Here is a 21,001-nt window from a genome sequence, read left to right as displayed (position 1 = left end):
GTCCATGCGGCGGCCGACAGCACCCGTTCCAGCACGTCTCGGGGGACCTGCTTGGCGGCGAATCCGCGTACGGCTCGCCGGCTGGTGACCGCCTCGTAGACATCCATGATCATTTCCTCCTCGGAACCGGAAACTGCTTCGCTGAAATCCGTGTCCGTATCACTTGTGATTGTATCAAGTGATACGATCTGCTGCCCTGCGGGCACCCCGGAAGGTGTCCTGACTTGGTGCGCGAACTGTGCCGAGGCTGCCCTCGGCGAGAAAGTCTGTTCTGACGGGCCGGCGGCGGATGTCAATCTCGCTTGTCAATAAAGACAAAATGCGGCCCGCATCTGTGACAGGCCGCATGATGAGATCTTGAGAGTGCTGTTGAACGCCTCGGTCGCGGCGTTGTCGAGCGCGCAACCCGGGCGACCCATCGACTGGGCCCCGCGCCCAGACGTCGCAGCCGTCCCGTTGCGGGGCAACGCAGCAGCCGTTCCTCCCGCCACCGATGTCCGGCGAATGGTCTGCTCTGGTTGTGCGTCGTTCGGTCAGATGGCGGTGGTGCCGCCGTCGGCGACCAGTTCCGTGCCGTTGACGTAGCTGGAGTCGCCCGGACGCCGGTGGCGTTGCGGCCAATCTGCTTCACGGCCTCGTCCAGGGCGTCCTGGCGGCGGCCGGTAATGAAGACGGACGCTCCCTCATCGACGAACAGCTTCGCGCCGGCCAGCCCCATGCCGGCGGTGCCGCCGGTGATGACCAACCTCGGCGATCACCCGGGGGAGCGGGGGGCCGCACGTGACTACCGCGTGGTCGCCGCCGAAACCGGCGTGACGCCGGTCCCTGCCGTCGGTGGCAGGGACGCGAACGTGTCGCGGTAGACGCTGGGCGGCACCCCGACGTGCGTTCTGAACAGCGTCCGGAGGTTGGCCGGGGTGCCCAGGCCGCATCGGCGCGCCACCGCTTCGACCGTCAGGTCGCTGGTCTCCAGCAACTCTCGCGCCAGGGCGAGCCGGGCGTCGAGCAGCCATCGCATGGGTGGCATGCCGGTGTCGGCGTGGAAGCGGCGGATGAGGGTGCGGCGCGACAGGCCGGCCTGGCGTGCCAGCTGGTCGATGGTGAGCGGTTGGTGGAGGTTGCGCAGGGCCCAGGCGTACAGGTGCGTCAATCCGTCGGACTGAGCGGGCAGCACCGGCAGATCGATGAACTGGGCCTGGCCGCCGGTGCGGTGCGGAGCCGTGACCAGCAGGCGTGCCCGCTGGTTCGCCGGCTGTGCGCCGTGGTCGCGGCGGATGAGGTGCAGGCACAGGTCCATGCCGGCGGAGACGCCGCCCGAGGTCAGCACCTGGCCCTCGTCGACGTACAGTTCCTTCGGCCGGACCTGCACACGGGGATACTGCTTGGCCAGGGCCGCCGCGTACAGCCAATGGGTGGTTGCCCGGCGGCCGTCCAGGAGGCCGGCGGCGGCGAGGGCGAAGGCGCCGGTGCAGATGGACACCATCCGGCTGCCTTGGGCGGACGCCGCCGCGAGCGCCGCGGTGACCGCGGCGGAGGGCGCGTCCGGTTCCAGGTAGCCCGGGACGATGACGGTGTCGGCGCGGGCCAGGCTGTCCAGCCCGTCGGCGACGGACAGCGCCGGGCCGCTGTGCATCGCAAGAGTGCCCGGCCGTTCCGTGCACACGGTGAGCGAGTACGGTCCGCCCGGCCAGCTCCCGAAGACCTGCAGCGGGATCCCGATGTCCAGCGCGAGGACGTTCTCGAGTGCCAGCACGACCACGTGGTGCGCTTGACCGCCCATGGCACGATTCTATCGCTCATTGGCATTCGGGCCACTGACACCTCTGTCCGCAGCGCACCTACGGTCGGCTCATGACCGATCCGCTCCTGCGGACCACCCACCGGACAGAGCAGCGCCCCCCACCAACAGGAGCAGGTGCCATGAACATCACGCTGGATACCGCCCAGGCCGTGGTCGGCAGGGCCCGCGCGCACGCGGTGGCGCTCGGCGTCCCGATGAACATCGCGGTCGTCGACGGCGGCGGGCACCTGCTCGCGTTCGCCCGCATGGACGGCGCGATCCTCGGCTCGATCGACATCGCCCTCGCCAAGGCCAGGACCTCGATCCTGTTCAACGGCCCGAGTGAGGGCCTGTGGGAGTTCTGCAAGCCCGGCGGGCCGGCGCCCGCCACCGAGCACACCAACGGCGGCCTGATCCCGTACGCGGGCGGCCTTCCCATGCACGACGACCACGGCACCCTCGTCGGCGCCATCGGCGTCTCGGGCGGCATGCCCGTCCAGGACGGCGAGGTCGCCCGCATCGCGATCGGAAAGGAAGCCCGATGAAGAAGATCCTGATCACCGGCACCGGCACCGGCCTGGGCCGCGGCACCGCCATCGGCCTGGCGCAGGCCGGCCACCAGGTCATCGCCACCACGGAGTTGTGGCCGCAGGTGAGCGAACTACGCGCGCACGTGCGGGAGCTCGGCCTGCAGGACCAGGTCACGGTCGACAAGCTCAACGTGCTCGACGCCCGCGACCTCGCGGCCGTGGCCGACTGGGACTTCGACACCTTCGTCTCCAACGCCGCCATCGGCGACTGCGGGCCGATGGCCGAGATCCCCGTCGAACTGGTCCGGCGCACGTTCGAGACCAACGTCTTCGCCAACCTCGAACTCGCCCAGCGGTGCGTCCGCAAGTGGGTCGACGACGGCACCGCCGGCCGCCTCGTCATCGTCAGCTCGATGGGCGGCCTCCTGACCGCCTTCGGCCTGGGCGCCTACTGCGCGACCAAGCATGCCCTGGAGGCCATCGCGGCGACCCTCAGGGACGAACTCGCCCCGAGCGGGATCACCGTGCAGACCATCAACCCCGGCGCCTACCGCACCGGGTTCAACGACCGCATCGCCGAGACGACCTTTCGCTGGCTGGACGACACGGTGCATTTCAACCGGACGAAGGATGTGCGGGCCCGCTTCGCCGAGATCCTCGCGGACCAGGACGACCCGCAGGACATGATCGACAAGATGGTCGAGATCATCGGCGCCGAGCACGGCGCCTACCGCAACGTCTGGCCCCCGGCGACCGAGGAACTCATCAAGCAGGTCCAGGAAGCGGCCTGGACGCGCACGGTGTGATCCGACACCACCCGCGATGTACGGCGACGCCTTCCCCGGCGAACGCGGATTCCGGGGCGCCGGGACTCGCCGGCCACCCACGTGGACCGTCCGGGACCGCAGCACCGGCATGCCCCGGACCCAGGGCGTCCGAGGAAAAGGAGAAACACCGTGACCACCGGCACATCCCTGCCAGGCTTCGATCAGCTCGACCTGCCCGGCACGCCACTCACCCGGGACGCCTACGCCTACGTGGCACAGTCCACCCCCGCCTTCGTCCTGAACCACAGCGTTCGCAGCTACGTCTTCGCCCGCGCCCACGCCCGGAACCAAGAACTGCGCCCCGGTACGGACTACGACGACGAACTGCTGTTCCTCAGCTGCCTCCTGCACGACATCGGACTGAGCGAGCAGGGCAACGGGGACCAGCGCTTCGAGGTCGACGGCGCCGACACCGCGGCGGCCTTCCTTCGCGGGCACGGCGTGGACGAAGCGCGCATCGACGTCGCCTGGGATGCGATCGCCCTGCACACCTCGGACGGCATCGCCGCCCGTAAGGGCACGGTAGTGGCGCTGACCCAACTCGGCGTCGGCACCGACATTCTCGGCGTCCGGCGCGAGACCCTGCCGGCCGGCCTCGCCAACGACGCCCACGCCCGGTTCCCGCGCCTGGACCTGGCCTACGCGATCAGTGACGCCATCGTCGCCCAGGCCAAGGCCAAACCCCACAAGGCGTCCCCGATGACCTTCCCGGGCACCCTGCTGCGCCACCATCTGCCCTATGGCGCTCATCCCCACTGGTACGACCTGCTCGCCGGGGCCGGCTGGGGGGACAGGCCGGTCGGTGCCGTCGCCCGGCGCCGCGCCGAGACGCCCGAGCAGGTGGGTGCCTTGTTCGTGGAATACCTGGAGGCCGGCGACGTCGAGGGCCTGGTCTCGTTGTACGAGCCGCACGCCCACTACGTCCCGGCCCCCGGAAACCACCTGGTCGGCACGGACGACATCCGCGAAGCCATGCAGCAGCTGATCGGCAGCGGCGCCCGCCTCACCCTCGAACCGCGCGACCTGCGGCTGGTGGACGACGTGGCGCTCGTGTCGAACCATGCCACCCTCACCGGCATCGGTCCGGAACCGGTCATCTCCACCACCACGGAGATCCTCCGCCGCCAGCCGGACGGCGGCTGGGCCTACGTCGTGGACGACCCGTTCTTCGGCTGACCGCGCCTGCCCGCAGGAGGAAGCCGGTCTCTGGCGGATATCCCGCGATGGCGGGAATGGCCCATAGGCCCGTCCTCGTTGCCAGAACCACCGTCACCGGAACCGCGCCTTGGCGCGGGGTGAGGAGAATGGTCAATGGGTCGTCTTGCGAGAAAGTACGCACTGATCACAGGCGGGACGGGCGGCATCGGCCTCGAGGCGGCCCGGCAGTTCCTCGCCGAGGGAGCGGCGGTCGCGATCACCGGCCGCTCGCAAGCCCGGCTGGATGAGGCCGCCCGGCAGCTGGACGGCCCGTTGCTGCCGATACTCAGCGATGCCGGCGACGTGCCCGGCCAGGCGGCGCTCGCGGCGCGGTTGCAGGGGGAGTGGCCGCGGCTCGACATCGTGATGAGCAACCCTGGGGACCGCCACCGAACTGGCGAAGGCGGCCGTCTATCTCGCCTCGGACGAGTCCGCCTACACTGCGGGCACCGTGCTGCGCGTCGATGGCGGCATCGGGGAGCTCGCCTATTGAGCAGGGTGAGGCCGCCGCCAGGGTGAACTGATGGTGCGGGACGGCGTACCCCGTCGTGAGCTTGGTGGACGGCACGGACGTGACAGCGTCCCTTCTCACATCCCCGTCCCATCAGGCCCGGGCCGCCCTGCAGCCGGGCTGACGCGCGCCGTCCTGTCGGTGAGGGTTCGCCTGGTGGTCAGGTGAGGTTGGGGAGGGCGATCCGTGCCCGCGTCACGCTTTTGGCATGCTCGGTCACGATGGTGCGTCGATGAGCCTGACCGTACTGGGATGCAGGGCGGGCATGCCCTCGTACGGGGTGGCCAGCTCCGGTTACCTGGTCACCACGGGCGGAACCAGGCTCCTGCTCGACTGCGGGCCGGGGGTCGCCGCCGCCCTCAGCGGCGTCATGCAGCCGGGCGGCCTCGGCGGCGTCGTCATCAGCCATCTGCACATCGATCACTGCTACGACCTGTTGCCGCTGGGCCGCAGGATCCTGTCCGACCAGCTCACCGATCCCTTCGCGACCCACGATGCCGACGACCTGCGCCCGGCGGTGCCGCTTTACGTGCCCAAAGGCGGGCTGGACCTGCTGCTCGGGCTGGCGGCGCTGTTCCCCCTGTCGACCGCCCCGATCCTGGATCGCGTCTTCGAACTCGCCCTCGACATCCGGGAGTACCGGCCCGGCGAGGAGTTCGAGATCGGCGACTGTCACGTCACCATGCACGGCCTGCGTCACACGCTGCCCAACTGCGGAGCCCGCGTCCAAGGGCCCGCCGCGACGCTGGCCTACACGGGTGACACCGGAGTCACCGATGCCCTGCACACCCTCGCCGACGGCGCCGACCTGCTGCTGGCCGAGGCCACCCTGGACCACACCGACGGCTCCCGGCACGGGCATCTCAGCGCCGCCGACGCCGCCCGCGCCGCGCGGCAGGCAAAGGCCGCCCAGCTCATGCTCACTCACCTGCCCGGTGGCGACAGCGCCCGGAACGAGGCCAGGAAGGCGGAGGCCGAATCGTACTTCGACGGCCCCATCCACGTCGCCGTCCCGGGGCTGGTGCACCATCTCGCCTGAGTGGGATGCCCGCATCGCCCTTGCGAGGGCCATGGGCCGGCCGACCTGCTGGACCCGGATTCCGGGCACGTCAGCGCGTCCGGCCGCCTGAGGGGATCGGTGCGTCCCGGAGTTCCTTGCGGGAGCCGATGCCGAGCTTGCCGAAGATCTTACGCAGGTGCCATTCGACGGTGCGGACGCTGATGTACAGCTCGGCGCCGATCTCCGCGTTGGTACGGCCGTCGCGCGCCATGCGGGCGATGTGCTCCTCCTGCGGCGTGAGGTCGTCTACGGTGCCGGCGGTGCGTTTGCGGGCCTTCTCGCCGGTCGCCAGCAACTCGTGCCTGGCACGCTCGGCGAAGCCGTCGGCGCCCATGGCGACCGCTTGAACAGCTCGGCCATGGCCGGGTCGCCGGGTTTCCACTGCTGGACGTTCGCCGCGACCAGGCTCTCGCCGTGCCCGTCGTCTGCCGTGACGTGCCCGAATCCGTCGGATCCGCCCGGTTGTCCGGCGCGCAGTCCGCGCGGCAGCAGGCGTTCGATGATCCGGCTGATCTCGTGCCCGGTCAGGCGGGGCGCCGATCCAGTCTGGGGACGGGCGGGCGGCGCGGGCATCGCCGCGAGAACCGGGTTCCACACCGTGGCGGTGGCCACGCCGGCCAGGTGGCCGAGGGTCAGTGGAAGCGCGGCGTCCCCGGTCTCGGACACCAGGACCTGCTTGCCGTCCCTGTGAGTGAGCAGGGCGCTGAGGAGTTCCGGCCCGGACGGGTGCTCTTCGTCCCGTGGCGAGCGGTCCAGCATGAGCGTGGCTCCGCCGGGCAACGTGCTCTGGGTGCAGGTGCTGTAGGGGTGGTAGGCGGTGTCGGGGCACTGCGCGTACTGCGCCGGGACGGGCAGGGGCTGCCTGTTCAGCTTCACCGTCACCGTCGCCGCGTGCCCGCCGGACTCGAAGAGCAGCTGGGCCGAGGGCGGCTGGTCGCCCAGGCCCCGCCCCCGCCGGTCGGAGATCTCGCCCTGTGGCAGTGCTGACTGGAGCAGCCGTACCATCTGCTGATCCGTCAGGTCCCGGCCGGCGGGCTGCGTGGAAGCGCAGCCCGCGATCGCGAAGATGACCAGGACGAAAATAAGCAGGGCCCTGGCCGGGCGAGGGCCTGTTGACTCGGTTGACATCGCGGACCGCCGTTGGGGTCGTCCAGGGGGGCGGAGCGGGTGTCCGCCCCCTTGGAAGAGGTCAGGCACCGGGGTAGGAGATTGAGCTGATGGAGTTGTCGTAGGGGTAGTCCAGGGCGTTCCAGGTGGAGTTGGGCGCGAAGTAGCCGTAGGTGCCCTGGAAGTTGACGTTGGTCCAGGCCTCGACGGCCACGGAGTTGGTCTGGATGGAGGAGATGGCGTCGTTGTAGGCCCAGGTGCGCAGGTCGGGGACCCTGGGCGGGTTGCTGTTGGTGCCGGTCATGCAGTCTCGGGTGATCTGCCACATGTTCCAGTCGTCGCACAGCTTCCACGTGCCGGTGGCGGCGGCAGCGGACTGGGCGGTGACGCCGGTGATCCCGAGGCCCAGGACCAGGCTCGTAGCGGTCGCGATCAGGGCTTTTCTGAAACTCCGCATGAGAATTCCCTCCTTCTTTCCGGCTTTCCTTGGGATGACGTGTTCACGATCGCGCGTCGTCGCCTCCTCTCGCGCCCGTGGCGGACCCTGGCCTCGCTCCGGCCGGCCACTGGCGCGATCCGGCCCTTGCCCCGGGTCGTGTCCGGGCGCACCATCGGGGCGGGATCGCCCCGGCCGCGGCAGCACCCGGGGCGCACCATCGTCATCAAGGGAGGTAGCGATGAGCACCACCGGCGCACGCCTCGGCGGCTTCGACCAGAAGATCGAGGTGGTGATCGTCCCCGTCTCGGACGTCGAGCGGGCCAAGCAGTTCTACCTGCGGCTCGGCTGGCGGCTGGACGCCACGCCGCCGTGGGTGGTGCAGCTCACGCCGCCCGGATCGGATTGCTCGGTGCAGTTCGGGGACAAGCTCATCTCGGCCGAGCCCGGCTCGGCCACCTCGTACGTGGTCGTCTCCGACATCGAGGCCGCCAGGAACGCGCTGGTCGCGGCCGGTGTCGAGGTGGAGGAGATCTTCCACGTCACCGAGCACGGCCCGGTCCCCGGCCTGGATCCCGAGCGCGGCACCTATCGCTCGCGCGCCACGTTCAAAGATCCCGACGGCAACACCTGGTGGCTGCAGGAGATCACCAGCCGCCTGCCGGGGCGCGTCGGGCCCGGCCCGGCCGCCTACACCTCGGTGAGCGAGCTGGCGGGCGCGTTGCGGCGGGCCGAGGCCGCCCACGGCGAGCACGAGAAGCGCACCGGTGAGCCGGACGCCGACTGGCCCACCTGGTACGCCACGTACATGCTCGCCGAGCAGGCCGGAACCGAACCGCCCACCTGAACGCCCACGGCCCCGCACCAACACGAGCGGTCAGTGATCGGCTTCGCCCAGCCTCCGCGCGATCTGCCTGCGCGAGGTGATGCCGAGCTTGCGGAACATCCTGCTCAGATGGAACTCGATGGTGGAGGTGGTGACGAACAACCGGGTGGCGAGGCGCGGTGGCCGCGGTGTCGGCGATGAGGTCGAGCGTGGCCAGGCCGACCAGGAAGAGGTCGGGGGCGTCACCCTCGGCGTGGCCGAGCGCGACCGCCAGGGCGGGCCACTGCGGCGTACGGGAGCCGGCCGGCACCGCGCCGAGCGGGCGGAGCAGTTGCTGGAGGCCGGCGAAGGGGATGTCGCGGAACCACGCGAAGCTCGCCTTCAGGTGCGCCTCGTCACGCAGGTAGTGGGCGTATATTCGCAGGTCGTCCTGGGTGAGGGCGTCCTTGACGACCGCGATGCCGCGCATGAAGCCCGAGGTCCAGGTGAGTTCACGACCCCGGATCAGGCTCTCGGGAAGGCCGGTCTTCAGCGAGGAGAACCCGAAGTTCCACAGGCCGGGGCCGCCGGGGGTGAGCGCCGGGGATTGGTACGTGCCTTGGTCGGGGATCGGCGCCTCGCTGAGCACCAGTTTCCTGACGCTTCCCGGGTACTGGGCGGCGTGGACGTAGGCGACCATCGTGCCGATGTCATGGCCCACCACGCGCACGTCGTCGGCCCTGCCGATCGAGACCAGGAGCGCGCGCAGGTGGGCGGCCATGGTCTTGTTGTCGTAGCCGGAGGCCGGGGCGTCGCTCTGGCCGGCGCCGGGCAGGTCGGGCGCGATGACGGTGTAGCGTTCGGCGAGCGCGGGCATGATGGCGCGCCACTCGTACCAGGTCTGCGGGTAGCCGTGGATCAGGAGCACGGTGGGGCCGTGGCCGCCGATCACGTAGTGCAGGCCGATCCCCGACGCGCGGGTCCTGTGCTCGCTGAACCCGGCGGGCAGGCACTCCCCGGCCGGGGAGGGCGGCTTGGCGGAGGCGGCGGTCGTCGCCGCGCAGAGGATGAGGGCAACGGCGGCGACCGCGGCCGGCAGGCGTGATCTCACTGTCTCTCCAGGGTTTTCGGGAGGTGCCCGGTCAGGTCCTGCGGTGTCATCGCGAGGTTTCCGGGTGCCGGCGTCGCAGCCAGGCGAGCACGGTGTCCGCGACCTCGTGCCAGCCGCCGTCGATCGTGAGCGAATGCCCGCGGTCGGGGAAGTTGATGATGTCGGTGACGGCGTCCGAGTGCCGGTACTGCTTGAGCGTCGCCCGGGTGATGGTCTCGGGCACGGTGTGGTCCTTGCCACCGGAGATCAGCAGCAGCGGGCCGCGTCCGTCGTTCCCGGTGTCGACCTTCGCCGGCGAGTGCGGGTTGAAGTTGGCGGCCGCGGCCTCGAACAGTGGCCTGCCCGGCGCCGGGATGTTCCAGCGTTCGTACAGGGCCGCCGACTCCTCCGCCGGGATCGCATTGCCGAAGGCGAACAGGAACTGCTCGGCGGTCAGGGAGACCGACCGGTGCTTGTTAGCCGGTTCCTGAACACCGGCAGCGTCGCCTTCAGCGCCGACAGCGGAAGCGGCAGCACGTCCTTGATCTGCGCGGCGTCGATCGCGACCGCCGCGGCGGCCCGATCCTGGCGGAGCAGCTTCTGCGCGATCATGCCGCCGAAGGAGTGACCGACCAGGATGGGCCGCGCGGGCAGCCGGGCGATCAGCGCCGCGTAGTGCTCGACGACGTCGTCGATGCCGTGATCGGCGATACTCTCCGGATTCTTCCGCGCCTCCTCGACCGTGTCGGGGTCACCGGGCCAGCCGGGCGCGGACGGGTCGTACCCCTCGTCGAGGAAGAGATCGACCCAGGACTGCCAGGAGGCGCTGTGCAGCCAGAGTCCGTGGATGAAGATGACGGGGATCGGGGTGGTCATGGCCGGGCCCTTCCAGGTGGGTGTGCCACCAGCGAAACCGGAAGGGCGGTGGCGTCGCACCGGGGTCGCACCGTACGCAGGAGCTCGGTGAAGGCCTGGTTGAACGCCTCGACGCGGGGCTTGGCCCACACCAGGCCCTTGACCTTCTTGCCTGCGGGTAGGTTCACCAGGGACACGGCGTTGAAACTGACCAAGTGCCCTCCCGGCACTGGCCATCTCCTTAGCCTGGGCGGGTGTCTCCTGCTTCCTGGTCCGGTCCGTTTCCTGGACGGCACGCCGGACGTGACCTCCTTGCCCGGACGACGCGGCCGTCCAGCCGGACCATCGCGGTGTCGGAGATGAACCGGTCATGACCTGTGAACGGCTCGCTGTCACAGCGGGATCGGCCGTGGCCCGCGACGGGCAGGCACACTGCCATCCGGGTGCCCTGCCCAGGCGGACTCTCCACGACGAACCGGCCACCCAGCACCGTGACCCGGTCGGCGAGACCGCGCAGGCCGTGCCCGCTGAGGTCCGCGCCGCCCACACCGTCATCGCTCACCGTCAGGCGCAACGCCGCGCCGGTGTCATCGAGAACGACGGCGGCCTCGCTCGCCCGTGCGTGCTTGCAGGCGTTCGCGATCGCCTCGGAAACGACGAAGTACACGGTCTCCTCGACCCGCGGCGGCAACCGGCGGACGGGGAGGCCGGTCAGCGCGACCGGTAGAGCGGATCGTTCGGTCAGTGACCGCAGCGCCGGGCCGAGCCCCGCGGTGGCCAGAACGGCCGGGTAGATGCCGTGGGCCAACTCGCGTAGCTCTTCGAGGGCCGCGTCCAGCTCGGTCATCGCCCGGTCCAGAGCCGCGCTCGCCTCCGGAGCCCCGGCGAACCGGGTCCGGGCGAGGCTGAGCGACATGCTGAGGTTGACCAGCCGCTGCTGCGCGCCGTCATGCAGGTCACGCTCGATGCTGCGACGCCCGGCATCCATGGCCTCGATGGCCCTGCCCCTGGCGTCGTCAGCCTCACGGTGCAGCCGCGCGTTCTCGGCTGCCAGCGTACGCACGAAGAACACGAACAGGAGCACCGGCGTCACCAGGCCGATCGCGGCCAAAAACGGCTGGTCGGGGTGGCTCAGGGCGTACAGGAGCCAGATGAAGCCGACGACGGCCAGTTGAGCCGCGGGCTCCTCCTCCCCGGCGCGCGAGGCAGCCTGGCCGCGCACCGCCATCATCCGATCGCCGCCATGACGCACTCCATCAACGGCTTCGATCGCCTCATCGCTCTTCACCTTTCAACACGCCATCAAGGTCCAGCCCTCCCCCGAGCGGACGACAACAGAGTGTGACAAATGCCGTTGATGGGACGCCTATGGATTGGCTATGGGAACGTGGACCTCGGGTTCCGGCCATGCCGAAACCCGGTGACCGTTTCGCTCACAGGATGGAAACGACCCCAGCCGACCACGTGGAGTTGACGATCATTTCCACCGGGTACAAGACGCAGCAGGTGCCTCCCGCATCGAGCGACGTGAAGTTCCTCATGCTCGGCGAATTGCAGATGCTCGTCGGTGGCACACCCGTCGCTCCTGGCCCGCCCAAGCAGCAGGCGCTGCTGGCCCTGCTGCTCCTGCGCCGCAACCGGCCGGTACCCATGAGCCGGATCATCTCCGGCATCTGGGGGTCGATGCCGCCCGCCACCGCGCGGGCCCAGGTGCACGCCCATGTCGCGGGTCTGCGCGGGCTGCTCAAGGCGAGCGGCGCCGGACGCGATCTCCTGACCACCAGCCCCGCCGGATACGTCCTGCGACCGCCGCCGGACAGCGTCGACCTGGACGTCTTTGACAACCGGGTCGCCTCGGCCAGGCAACTCCTGGATGGCGGCCGCCCCGACGCGGCCATCGCCACGCTGCGCCAGGCCCTGGACCTGTGGCGGGGAACGGGCCTGGACGGCCTGCGGGCCGCGTTCACCGCCGAGACGGCCGAGCAGCTCGGCCACCGCCGCCTGGCCGCGTTCGAGCTGCTCGCCGACGCCCATCAGGCCGCGCGCCGTGACGCCGAGCTGATTCCCGAGCTGGACGAGCTGTCGGCCGCCCATCCCCTGCACGAAGGCGTGCGCCACCGGCTGATGCTGGCGTTGCACCGCAACGGCCGCACGGCTGACGCGCTGCGCGTCTACCGGGAGGGATGGCACGTCACCACCCGCGAGCTCGGAATCGAGCCCGGCGCCCGGTTGCGCGAGCTGGAGACGGCCATCCTGCAGGGCGAGCAGCCCGCCCGGCCCACCGGAGCGGCGGGCGGGGCGGCTGCGCAGGTCGGCTGCCAGCTCCCCGCCGATGTGCCGGCCTTCGTCGGACGCGTCCTGGAACGTGACCGTACGCTGTCGCGGCTCGGCGCCCCGTGCGAGCGCCCCGCCGTCGTCGTGGTGAGCGGACCGCCCGGCGCCGGGAAGACCGCCTTCGCCGTGCACGTGGGACGGGCGGCGCGCGCGTACTACCCCGATGGGCAGCTCTTCCTGCGGCTGCGGGGTTCCTCGGACAGTCCGCTGCCGGTAGCCGATGCCGTCGCCATCCTGCTGCGCGGGCTCGGCTTCGCCGGCGCGGCCGTTCCGGAGCAGCAGGCCGAGCGGCTGGCCCTGTATCGGGCGGTGCTGGGCGAGCGGCGGGTGCTGATCGTGCTGGACGACGTGGGCGGTGCCGCCGACGTCCGGGAGTTGCTGCCCGGCTCGCCGGGCAGCGCGCTGCTGATGACCAGCCGCAGTGCGCTGGCCGGGATCGACGGCGACCGGGTGCGGCTGGGGCCGCTGTCCGCCGTCGAGGCGGTGACGCTGCTCGCCTCGACGGCCGGCGCCGATCGGGTGGCCGCCGACCCCGAGTCGGCCGCGCGGATCGTTCGCCGCTGCGGCTGCCTGCCGCTGGCCGTCCGCATCGCCGGCGCTCGCCTGACCGGCAACAGTCAGCGCAGCCTGGCCGAGCTGAACGCCGCGCTGCGCGACCAGCGCCGCCGCCTCGACGAGCTCGCCTCCGAGGACCTGGAGGTCAGGACCGTGCTCGCCTCCGCCGATCAGTGCCTGTCCGCGCCGGCCCGGGAGGCCTACCAACTGCTCAGTACGTTACTTCCCGCTTATGACCTGGCCGGATGGACGGTCGCCGCCGTGCTGGACGCCTCGACGTCGTACGCGGAGCGGATCGTGGACGAGCTGGCCGGGATGAACGTGCTGCTCCCGGCCGGAGGGGATCGCTACCGGCTGCACGACCTGGTCCGTCTCTACGGCAAAGAACGGGCCCTCGTGGACCTACCGGCCGGGCGGCGTCAGGCCGCCGCGGAACGCCTGCGCGGTGCGTACCTGGATCTGGCCGAACGGGCCGAGCAGGAGTTCGGCGGCGGGTTCGTCGGCCCCGGCTCGCCCCGCCCGGCCGCATGGAGCCTGCCCGAGTCGTTGGCCCGCAGGCTGGTGGCCGACCCGGTGGCCTGGTTCGAGGCGGAACGCCTACCGCTCGCCGCCATGGTGCGAAGGGCGGCACGGTCGGGCGCGACCGGCGCCGCCGCACGGCTGGCCGCCCCGCTCGCGGTCTTCTACGAATCTCGTGCGTACTTCGACGACTGGCGCGCCACGCACGAACAGGTGCTGGAGGCCGCCCGGCAGGCGCGCGACCACGTGGCCGCGATGACGATGCTGCGCAACCTCGGCGAACTGCACACGATCCAGGACCGATATGCCCTCGCCATCACCTGTTTCGAGGAGGCGCTCGCCCACGCCCGGCGCATGCGCGACTTCCGGTACGCGGCGGCCGCCCTGTCCGGTCTCGGCCACCTGCATCGGCTGACCGGTGACAACCCCCGGGCGGTCATCTGCTTCGCGCAGGCCGAGCGACTGTGCGCGCACCTGCGCAACGTACCCGGCCAGGTGTACGCCATGTACGGCATCGGCGTCGTGCACCTGCAGCACCGCCGCTGGGCGCAGGCCCGCACGCAGTTCACCACCTGCCTGCGCCTCAGCCGCGGCGCCGGATACCTGCCTGGTGAGGCACAAGCCCTGCGCTGCCTGGGCAAGGCCGACCAGGGCGACGGACGCCACGCCGGCGCCGAACGGCACTTCCGCAAAGCCGAAGAGGCCGGCAAACGACTCGGTGACCGGCTGGTCGAGGCCTACGCCGTGCAGTGGCTGGGCTTCCTGCGGATCCGGCTCGGCGATCCCGCCGAAGGAACCCGGCTGCTCCACCGGTGCCTGAGCGTCTACCGCGACTGCGGGCAACGATTCGGCCAGGCCATGGCACTGGCCGGCCTCGCCGACGCGGCCACCGCCACCGGGCAGACCGGAACGGCTCGCCACTACCTGATCCAGGCGCTGCGCATCTGGGAACGCATCGGCTCGCCGTACTGGGTGGAACGCGCCCGTTCCGCGCTCACCGCCCTCGACGGACCAGGCCCGCACGAGCCGGCATTCACCTGAAGTCTCAAGGGCTCCCAGGGGTGCGGTTCCCATCGGAACCGGCCGGACGTTCCTCCGATCCGTTCCTCGGCGGAACAGAGCGCCGGTACACCTCACCCGCGCCTGCCCCGCCACCCGTCAGACCGGATGTCTGATCAGGCAGGGACTGCGGTCTCACCTGCGTTGTCGCGACGCGGTCAGTCGACAACGGGGCCGGGGGAGTAGCAGCCGGTACCCTCGCATCGAATCCTCTTCGTGGGCATCCCCTCCTGGAACGGTCGCCGGCGGAGGCGTCCAGAGCACGTGGCGCGCAGGTGCGGGCGGTGACACCGCCGATTCGCAGGGCTTACGGGCTGGTCTACGACGATGCCGGACGAGCTCCCAGATCGTCTGCCGGTGCGCGCACTCCACCATGACCCGTCCAGCCGAAGGACTCCCGGGCTCCACCACGAACGGAAGGTCGGCGACGGCGGCCAGCCAGCGAGACCGGGGCCGGCAAACTGGCGGCAAGTGGCGAGCCCGGTACTCATCAGGTTGACCTCCACACGTGGCGCCTCGGCGGTCACGCCGGCGAAGATTCCGCGAGGGAACCGCACGTCTGTGCCGTCGAGCATGCCGGACAACGAATGTCCTCGTCGTCCGGCAACCGGCGCGGGATCAGGGATAACCCTCTGGTTCGTGCCCTGGCCACACGAAAGCATGGTGTCGCCGATCCAGGAGAATCGGCTCCTGGCCAGGCCGAGAAGGCAACGAAATGCGTATCGCCGGGAAGATCCGTAGGCCAATCGGACAGGCTGCGTCAAGGCGGGGCATCCCGTGGCGGGCCGTATCCGGGCGTTACATGCCTTTTCGGGGTTGTCGGCCCCACCTCGTTGATCTACCTATCGGAGTGTCGTGAAACTGCAGTCTCTGGCGACCGTGGCCCCCGCGTTCGTCTCCCTGAGCGGTGCTCGCGCCCGCCGCGAACGCGAGCACCGCTTTGCCCGATCCCTCTCCCGGTGGGCCGCAGCGCCCGCACGAGCCCGACGTCGAGGGCATGAAGAACACCGACCCGTTGTCGGTTTCAACCGCAACGCCTTCCCCATCTGTGCCCGTGACGTGATCGGGGAACGGGGAGCGGAGGCGTGTCAGACGGGGTCGAGGATAGACGGTGGTTTCCTACTCTCCTTCGGCGCCACCACACGGCATCAGAGCCGCACGGTCGGCTTCGCCGAGACCACCGCCAGGCCCGGCGAGAAGCTGGACTTCGGGTTGTGGAGCGAGTTCGTCACCGGCCGGGCCCTCCCGCCAACCTCCCGGAAGCCGCTCGCTGCCAAGGCGGGGCGATGATGGGCGGGCCGTCCCGGCGTTCGGTTGTGACCGGCGCTCTCGGGGCCGCGCTGGCCGCCGCCATCCCGGCCACCCGGGCGCGCGCCGATTCGGTGGAGCCCCGTCCCGAGGGGTACATCATCCCCGGAGACCGGGCCTTTCCCACCGGAATGGCGTACGACCGTCGTACCGGGTACTTCTACGCGGGCAGCGCCGAGGACGGCACTCTCTACCGTGGGCACCTGGGTCGTCCATCGGCTGAGGTGTGGTCTCCCAAGGACACAGACGGTCGCACCGTCACCTCCGGCGTGACCCTCGATCAGCAGGGACGGTTGTACATCGCGGGTGCCAACACCCACACCATGCGCGTCTATGACAGCCGCACCCGCCGACTGCTGGCCACCCTGAAGGGCGCCGACGGCGGATTCCTCAACGAGATCGCCATCGCCGACGACGGTCTCGTGTACGCCACCGACTCCTACGTACCGGTGATCTACCGAGTGTCGCGCGAGGGTGCCCGCTGGCGGATCGAGCGCTGGCTCGACATCCGCGATTCGCCCATCGACTGGATGGACGGCGTGGTCAACCTCAACGGCATTCTGGCAACGGGGCGGCATCTGCTCACCGTCAACAGCAGCACCGGGCAGTTGTGGCGGATCGACCGGCACACCCGTCAGGCGGTGGAGGTCGGCCTCGGCGGCCACCTGCTGCGTAATGGCGATGGCATGGCCCTGCGCGGCAACCGATTCCACGTGGTGCAGGGCAGCCTCTACGAGGGCGCCCGCCCGCAGGTCACCGTGCTCACCATGGCGCGGGACCTGTCGCAGGGCCGCTACAGCGCCAGATACGACCCGCCCGGCGGCTTCCTGCACCCCAGCGCCATCGCCCTCACCACCCGGCACGCCCTCGTCGTCAACAGTCAGTACAACCGCTGGCGCGAGGGCCTGCCTCCAGTGACGCCGTTCACGATCTCCACAGTCCCCCTCTCCAGCGCACAACCTCCGGGCTGAGCACCCGATCCCGTTGACCTTCAGAGGTCAACGGGATCGCCGAGGTCCACCGGTGGGTGAAACGGGCCATAACACAGGTGCTCTGCCGGGTTGTCACGGCGAGCCTGCCGCCCGCCACGATGATTCGGCCGGCGGGACACGCCGGCCGGGTTCGCTGGGTCGGCGCCGCCCACTTCGTCGTCGTTCGCCGTCAGGCGCAGTTTCTGGCCGGTGCCGTCGAACGCGGCGACAGCCGCTCGCCTCCGGCGGCACCGGTGAAGCGGACTAGGTGAGGCTGAGCAACGGATCGAGGCTGGCCAGGTGCTGCTGGCCAGCCGTCGTACGGGTCACGTCCGATGCCGCGGTGCCTGGCGGCGTCACCGGCCTGACCAGTGACGTCGAATCCGCGCTCGGAGAGCAGCCGTGCGAGCCCTTCGCGAAACAGCAGCGAGTCGTCGGCGACCATCACCCGCATCCGCACCGGCCTTCCGTGAGCTGATCGACCATTGTGGACCCCACGGTCGGCAGAACTGCGCCGCGTAACGGTCACCAGGCCTAGGGATAACCCCATGGCGGGCCCGATCGCCGCCCGGAACGATGACATCGCCCCCTGCCATGAAGTGCCCGCGAGCCGGATGAGCAATGAGGTTTCCCTGATGAGAACGACCAAGGCGGCCCTGGCCGCCGTGCCGGCCCTCCTCCTCGCACTGCTGGGCTGCGGAGCGGTGGGCCTACCCAGCGAGGCGGGCGACTCGGACCGCCAGACCGGCGCGGAGGCGGAACCCGCACCTGCCGATTCCGCCTCCCAGCCGGTTCAGTCCGAACCGGTCCCCTCTCAGCCGGTTCCGTCCCCGCCGAGCGCGAGCGTGCCGCCGCAAGAGCCGGTCGCATCCCAGGAGTTCGACCTCGAAGGCCGCCGGATGAGCGTGGCCATCACCCAGCTCCGCCGCGAGGGCAAGACCACCACCTTGAACTTCACCCTCACTCATGAGGACGGTCCGGCCTGGCGCATCGGCAACGACATGGGGGACAGCGTCACCGACTACACGCTCGGCGGCGTCTCGCTGGTGGACACCGGCAACGCCAAGCGCTACCGGCCCGGCCGTACCGGCGCAAACAAATGCCTGTGCTCCGAGACCAGCGGCGGCAGGCCCATCGAAGAGGGCAAGGGCTATCCCTTCTACGCGATGTTCGCCGCGCCGCCTCCCGAAGTGACCAAGGTTCACATCGAAATCCCGCAGTTCGGGATCATGGCCAATGTCCCGATCTCCTGACCGGTTCCTGGGCCTCGCAGCCGCCATCGTGCTGGTCAGCGGCACTCTCACACCGGCGGCACAGCCATCAGAACCGGCAGATGGCACCTTCCCTGTGGAGGACATCGAGTCGGCCGTCGAGAACATCCGCCTCACCGTGGAGTCGCTGGACGCCACGGAGAGCGAGACCCGCGAGGACGGAACCGTTACCGTCACGCTGACCAGCGACGTCCTGTTCGCCCTGGACAAGGCCGAGGTGACCGCGAAGGCCAGGGACCGGCTGGCGAGAGTCGCCGGACAGATCAGAACGGACACCGCCGGTGGTGCGGTCAAAATCGCCGGCCACACCGACGATCAAGGCACCGACGCCTACAACCGGCGCCTGTCCCAGCGGCGAGCCGAAGCCGTGCGCGGCACGCTCTCCGGCCTGCTCACCGGACAGTCCATCACCTTCGAGGCCACTGGCCACGGCGAAGCGGACCCCCGCGTGCCCAACATCGTCGGCAACAAGCCCAACGCGAAGAACCGGGCACTCAACCGGCGTGTCGAGATCGTCTACACCGTCGATCAGTGACCACGTCCGCAGGCGCCGCATGGAGCAAAGGGTGGTGATCGGTGGCTCCGGTCCGTGTCCTGCGGCGGGCACGGCGGTAGGCGGCGTTGCGCTCCTTGCCATACTCGCCCTGGTCTGCGACTCGGTGATGAAGGTCATCGCGGCGGTGATCGACACGTGGTACGTGATGATCCTGGACAGGTTGGTCACAGGCCGCGGCTCCGTGTCCAACGCGGAACTCGACGCCTTCGACAGCGGGTATGGCCCGACGTACATCTTGAAGGTGACCATCTACCTGGTGGCCATCGTGGCATTCCCGGTCTGGCTGTTCCGGGTCAGAACGAATGCGGAGATCCTCTCGCCGATCGGCCACCGGCTCATCAGGCCGTGGGTGTTCCTCGGCTGGGTGATCCCAGTCATCTGGCTCTGGTTCCCCAACGGATCGTGGACGACATCTGGTACGCCTCCGCGCCCGCCCGTCGCGGGGCCTCCCCATCGAAGGGCCTGATCAACGCCTGGTGGGTGGTCTGGGTGGTGGCCAACCTGGTGTCGCACGTGGCTGCGCGACTGGTCCGCGGCGTCAATGAAGACGACCTGGACAGCCTGGCGAACGCCGTCGCCTTCGACGTGCTGAGCGCCGGGCCGTGGCCGGTGGCGGCCGCGCTAGCGCCGCCTCGGCCAGGATGCCGAGGTCGCGGCGCATGCGCGCCGCCGACCTCAGGGCCGCCGAAGATCGGGTTGCCTTGAAGTTGACAACACCTGATCATTGCAGCACCCTTTCACTAATCGATTAGTGAAAGGGTGCTGCAATGATCAAGTTCTACCTTGACCGCGGTTCGGGGGTGTCGACTTACCTCCAGCTCGTTCACCAGGTCAAGCAGGCTCTCAGGCTCGGCGCACTGCGGCCGGGCGACCAACTGCCCACCGCCCGCGAGGTGGTCGAGAGCCTGGCCATCAACCCCAACACCGTGCTCAAGGCCTACCGCGAGCTGGAGCGGGACGGACTGGTCGAGGGTCGGCCGGGCATGGGGACTTTTGTGCTGCAGGGCGTCACGGGTGCGACGCTCGTCGCTCACACACGACTGCGGCGTGACCTGGAGAGGTGGGTACGTGAGGCGCGCGAGGCCGGGCTCGACCAGGAGGATCTGAGGGCGCTGGTCACCGTTGTGCTCGCGGACTCCCAGGCGGCCTCCGAGAAGGACGGCCCCGGGAAGGGTGCGAAGGAAGGGGCGGCGTGAGGCCGGCGCTGAAGACGGACGGGCTGGGTGTGCGCTACCGCCGCTCCTGGGCGTTGCGTGACTGCTCGTTGTCCGTCCCGGCCGGGCGCGTGGCCGCGCTCGTAGGACCGAATGGCGCGGGCAAGACCACGCTCATGCACGCTCTCATCGGCATGCTCAAACCCGCGTGCGGCAGCGTCGAGGTGCACGGTGAGGTGGCGTTCGTGGCCCAGGACAGGCCGCTGACCGAGAGGTTCACCGCCGCCGAGATGCTCGCCTTCGGCCGCCGGGTGAACCCTCGATTCGACGCCAACGCCGCCCGTGACCGGCTCGGCCGGCTGGGCGTGCCGCTGGATCGGAAGGTGGGTGTTCTGTCGGGCGGGCAACGGGCGCAGGTGGCGATCACGCTGGCGATGGCCCGGCGGCCCGACCTTCTCGTGCTGGACGAGCCGCTGGCCAACCTCGACCCCCTGGCCAGGCACGACGTGATGCGCTCGATCATGGCGGAGGTGGCCGAGCGTGAGGTGACCGTGCTGCTGTCCTCGCACGTGATCGCCGACATCGAGGAGACCTGTGACTGGCTGGTCATGCTGAACGACGGGCGGCTGCGGGTGAGCGGCGACATCGAGGAGTTACTGACCGGCCATTACGTGCTCACAGGGTCCACCGAGCTGGCCGGGACGATGGCGGCCGGGGCCGCGATCGTGAACGTGAGCGGCGGTGGGAGGCAAACCGAGCTCCTCGTCAGGGGCGAGCCCGCGCTCAACCCGCGCTGGCAGGCACGGCGGGCCGGGCTGACTGACCTCGTCATGGGGTATCTGCGCAGCGCCGAGTCGGCAGCGCATCCCGTGATGCTCTCGTGATTCATGCCGACAACGTCACCAAGGTCTACCAGAACCAGAACCAGAACCGCCCTCGACCACGTGTCCGTTGACGTGGACAAGGGCGAGTTCGTGTTCCTCAACAGGACTGGCACCACGGTCGTCATGGCCACGCACGACGCGGCCATCGTCGACTCCATGCGTAAGCGTGTCGTGGAGCTGGAGGACGGCAAG

22 protein-coding genes and 4 pseudogenes are annotated in these 21,001 nt (G+C 70.1%); 15 read left to right on the top strand and 11 right to left on the bottom strand.

The window, feature by feature from the left end; all coding sequences use genetic code 11:
• Positions 1 to 292: 292 nt before the first annotated feature.
• Both AB0I81_RS63310 and AB0I81_RS63305 read right to left on the bottom strand, forming a co-directional pair.
• Complete coding sequence (locus AB0I81_RS63310) at positions 293 to 745, bottom strand: SDR family NAD(P)-dependent oxidoreductase (protein WP_360680388.1); 453 nt, start codon at positions 743 to 745, stop codon at positions 293 to 295.
• Between the two features lie 39 nt (positions 746 to 784).
• Positions 785 to 1,780 (bottom strand): helix-turn-helix domain-containing protein, encoded by a 996-nt coding sequence (locus AB0I81_RS63305; RefSeq protein WP_360680386.1) that lies wholly within the window; start codon positions 1,778 to 1,780, stop codon positions 785 to 787.
• A gap of 140 nt (positions 1,781 to 1,920) precedes the next feature.
• On the opposite strand from AB0I81_RS63305, the gene AB0I81_RS63300 reads away from it, so the two are divergent.
• The 6 genes and pseudogenes from AB0I81_RS63300 to AB0I81_RS63275 all read left to right on the top strand — a co-directional run bounded on the left by AB0I81_RS63300 (position 1,921) and on the right by AB0I81_RS63275 (position 5,884).
• Positions 1,921 to 2,325 (top strand): heme-binding protein, encoded by a 405-nt coding sequence (locus AB0I81_RS63300; protein WP_360680383.1) that lies wholly within the window; start codon positions 1,921 to 1,923, stop codon positions 2,323 to 2,325.
• Complete coding sequence (locus AB0I81_RS63295; protein ID WP_360680380.1) at positions 2,322 to 3,116, top strand: SDR family oxidoreductase; 795 nt, start codon at positions 2,322 to 2,324, stop codon at positions 3,114 to 3,116. Before AB0I81_RS63300 ends, AB0I81_RS63295 begins: the two co-directional genes overlap by 4 nt.
• 150 nt (positions 3,117 to 3,266) lie before the next feature.
• Positions 3,267 to 4,313, top strand: a complete 1,047-nt coding sequence (locus tag AB0I81_RS63290) for a nuclear transport factor 2 family protein (RefSeq protein WP_360680377.1) — start codon at positions 3,267 to 3,269, stop codon at positions 4,311 to 4,313.
• 135 nt (positions 4,314 to 4,448) lie between these two features.
• A pseudogene (locus tag AB0I81_RS63285) lies at positions 4,449 to 4,706 on the top strand (SDR family NAD(P)-dependent oxidoreductase); the annotation flags it as partial.
• 4 nt (positions 4,707 to 4,710) lie between these two features.
• Positions 4,711 to 4,827, top strand: a complete 117-nt coding sequence (locus tag AB0I81_RS63280) for an SDR family oxidoreductase (protein WP_360680394.1) — start codon at positions 4,711 to 4,713, stop codon at positions 4,825 to 4,827.
• 250 nt (positions 4,828 to 5,077) lie between these two features.
• Positions 5,078 to 5,884 carry an MBL fold metallo-hydrolase gene (locus AB0I81_RS63275; RefSeq protein WP_360680375.1) on the top strand — a complete coding sequence of 269 codons (807 nt, stop codon included), beginning with the start codon at positions 5,078 to 5,080 and terminating at the stop codon, positions 5,882 to 5,884.
• Between the two features lie 70 nt (positions 5,885 to 5,954).
• Here the strand turns inward: AB0I81_RS63275 and AB0I81_RS63270 are convergent, their stop codons facing one another.
• The 3 genes from AB0I81_RS63270 to AB0I81_RS63260 all read right to left on the bottom strand — a co-directional run bounded on the left by AB0I81_RS63270 (position 5,955) and on the right by AB0I81_RS63260 (position 7,469).
• The gene (locus AB0I81_RS63270; protein ID WP_360680374.1) at positions 5,955 to 6,239 is read right to left on the bottom strand and encodes a helix-turn-helix transcriptional regulator; all 285 of its coding nucleotides are present in this window, start codon (positions 6,237 to 6,239) and stop codon (positions 5,955 to 5,957) included.
• Positions 6,152 to 7,033, bottom strand: a complete 882-nt coding sequence (locus tag AB0I81_RS63265) for a hypothetical protein (RefSeq protein WP_360680372.1) — start codon at positions 7,031 to 7,033, stop codon at positions 6,152 to 6,154. Before AB0I81_RS63265 ends, AB0I81_RS63270 begins: the two co-directional genes overlap by 88 nt.
• A gap of 61 nt (positions 7,034 to 7,094) precedes the next feature.
• The gene (locus tag AB0I81_RS63260) at positions 7,095 to 7,469 is read right to left on the bottom strand and encodes a hypothetical protein (protein ID WP_360680368.1); all 375 of its coding nucleotides are present in this window, start codon (positions 7,467 to 7,469) and stop codon (positions 7,095 to 7,097) included.
• A gap of 220 nt (positions 7,470 to 7,689) precedes the next feature.
• Between AB0I81_RS63260 and AB0I81_RS63255 the strand changes: the two genes are divergently transcribed.
• Positions 7,690 to 8,295 carry a VOC family protein gene (locus AB0I81_RS63255; protein ID WP_360680365.1) on the top strand — a complete coding sequence of 202 codons (606 nt, stop codon included), beginning with the start codon at positions 7,690 to 7,692 and terminating at the stop codon, positions 8,293 to 8,295.
• Positions 8,296 to 8,325: 30 nt separating this feature from the next.
• Here AB0I81_RS63255 and AB0I81_RS63250 read toward each other — a convergent pair whose 3' ends face one another.
• The 6 genes and pseudogenes from AB0I81_RS63250 to AB0I81_RS63225 form a co-directional block, all read right to left on the bottom strand.
• Positions 8,326 to 8,436: a LuxR C-terminal-related transcriptional regulator gene (locus AB0I81_RS63250; RefSeq protein WP_360680391.1), complete on the bottom strand. Its 111-nt coding sequence runs from the start codon at positions 8,434 to 8,436 to the stop codon at positions 8,326 to 8,328.
• Positions 8,387 to 9,181 (bottom strand): annotated as a pseudogene (locus AB0I81_RS63245) (alpha/beta fold hydrolase); the annotation flags it as partial. The gene AB0I81_RS63250 and the pseudogene AB0I81_RS63245, both read right to left, overlap by 50 nt.
• 229 nt (positions 9,182 to 9,410) lie before the next feature.
• Positions 9,411 to 9,587 (bottom strand): hypothetical protein, encoded by a 177-nt coding sequence (locus tag AB0I81_RS63240; RefSeq protein WP_360680363.1) that lies wholly within the window; start codon positions 9,585 to 9,587, stop codon positions 9,411 to 9,413.
• A gap of 209 nt (positions 9,588 to 9,796) precedes the next feature.
• Complete coding sequence (locus AB0I81_RS63235) at positions 9,797 to 10,219, bottom strand: alpha/beta fold hydrolase (protein WP_360680360.1); 423 nt, start codon at positions 10,217 to 10,219, stop codon at positions 9,797 to 9,799.
• Positions 10,216 to 10,386: a hypothetical protein gene (locus AB0I81_RS63230; protein WP_360680358.1), complete on the bottom strand. Its 171-nt coding sequence runs from the start codon at positions 10,384 to 10,386 to the stop codon at positions 10,216 to 10,218. The genes AB0I81_RS63235 and AB0I81_RS63230 overlap by 4 nt, the downstream gene beginning before the upstream one ends.
• A 53-nt stretch (positions 10,387 to 10,439) precedes the next feature.
• Positions 10,440 to 11,486 (bottom strand): sensor histidine kinase, encoded by a 1,047-nt coding sequence (locus AB0I81_RS63225; RefSeq protein WP_360680355.1) that lies wholly within the window; start codon positions 11,484 to 11,486, stop codon positions 10,440 to 10,442.
• Positions 11,487 to 11,638: 152 nt separating this feature from the next.
• On the opposite strand from AB0I81_RS63225, the gene AB0I81_RS63220 reads away from it, so the two are divergent.
• From AB0I81_RS63220 to AB0I81_RS63185, 8 genes and pseudogenes are all read left to right on the top strand, one after another.
• Positions 11,639 to 14,647: a BTAD domain-containing putative transcriptional regulator gene (locus AB0I81_RS63220; protein WP_360680353.1), complete on the top strand. Its 3,009-nt coding sequence runs from the start codon at positions 11,639 to 11,641 to the stop codon at positions 14,645 to 14,647.
• Between the two features lie 1,334 nt (positions 14,648 to 15,981).
• A complete protein-coding gene (locus AB0I81_RS63215) occupies positions 15,982 to 16,944 on the top strand; it encodes a hypothetical protein (RefSeq protein WP_360680350.1) in 963 nt (320 codons plus the stop codon).
• Between the two features lie 548 nt (positions 16,945 to 17,492).
• Positions 17,493 to 18,197: a hypothetical protein gene (locus tag AB0I81_RS63210; RefSeq protein ID WP_360680348.1), complete on the top strand. Its 705-nt coding sequence runs from the start codon at positions 17,493 to 17,495 to the stop codon at positions 18,195 to 18,197.
• Positions 18,181 to 18,750: an OmpA family protein gene (locus tag AB0I81_RS63205; RefSeq protein ID WP_360680345.1), complete on the top strand. Its 570-nt coding sequence runs from the start codon at positions 18,181 to 18,183 to the stop codon at positions 18,748 to 18,750. The genes AB0I81_RS63210 and AB0I81_RS63205 overlap by 17 nt, the downstream gene beginning before the upstream one ends.
• A gap of 19 nt (positions 18,751 to 18,769) precedes the next feature.
• A pseudogene (locus AB0I81_RS63200) lies at positions 18,770 to 19,476 on the top strand (DUF4328 domain-containing protein).
• A 62-nt stretch (positions 19,477 to 19,538) separates the two neighbouring features.
• Positions 19,539 to 19,967: a GntR family transcriptional regulator gene (locus AB0I81_RS63195; protein WP_360680342.1), complete on the top strand. Its 429-nt coding sequence runs from the start codon at positions 19,539 to 19,541 to the stop codon at positions 19,965 to 19,967.
• Positions 19,964 to 20,809 carry an ABC transporter ATP-binding protein gene (locus tag AB0I81_RS63190; protein ID WP_360680339.1) on the top strand — a complete coding sequence of 282 codons (846 nt, stop codon included), beginning with the start codon at positions 19,964 to 19,966 and terminating at the stop codon, positions 20,807 to 20,809. The genes AB0I81_RS63195 and AB0I81_RS63190 overlap by 4 nt, the downstream gene beginning before the upstream one ends.
• 96 nt (positions 20,810 to 20,905) lie before the next feature.
• A pseudogene (locus AB0I81_RS63185) lies at positions 20,906 to 21,001 on the top strand (cell division ATP-binding protein FtsE); the annotation flags it as partial.

Origin of the sequence: Nonomuraea sp. NPDC050404, assembly GCF_040655495.1 — a bacterium.
Lineage (GTDB): Bacteria > Actinomycetota > Actinomycetes > Streptosporangiales > Streptosporangiaceae > Nonomuraea.
This window is presented reverse-complemented; position numbering and strand designations above follow the sequence as displayed.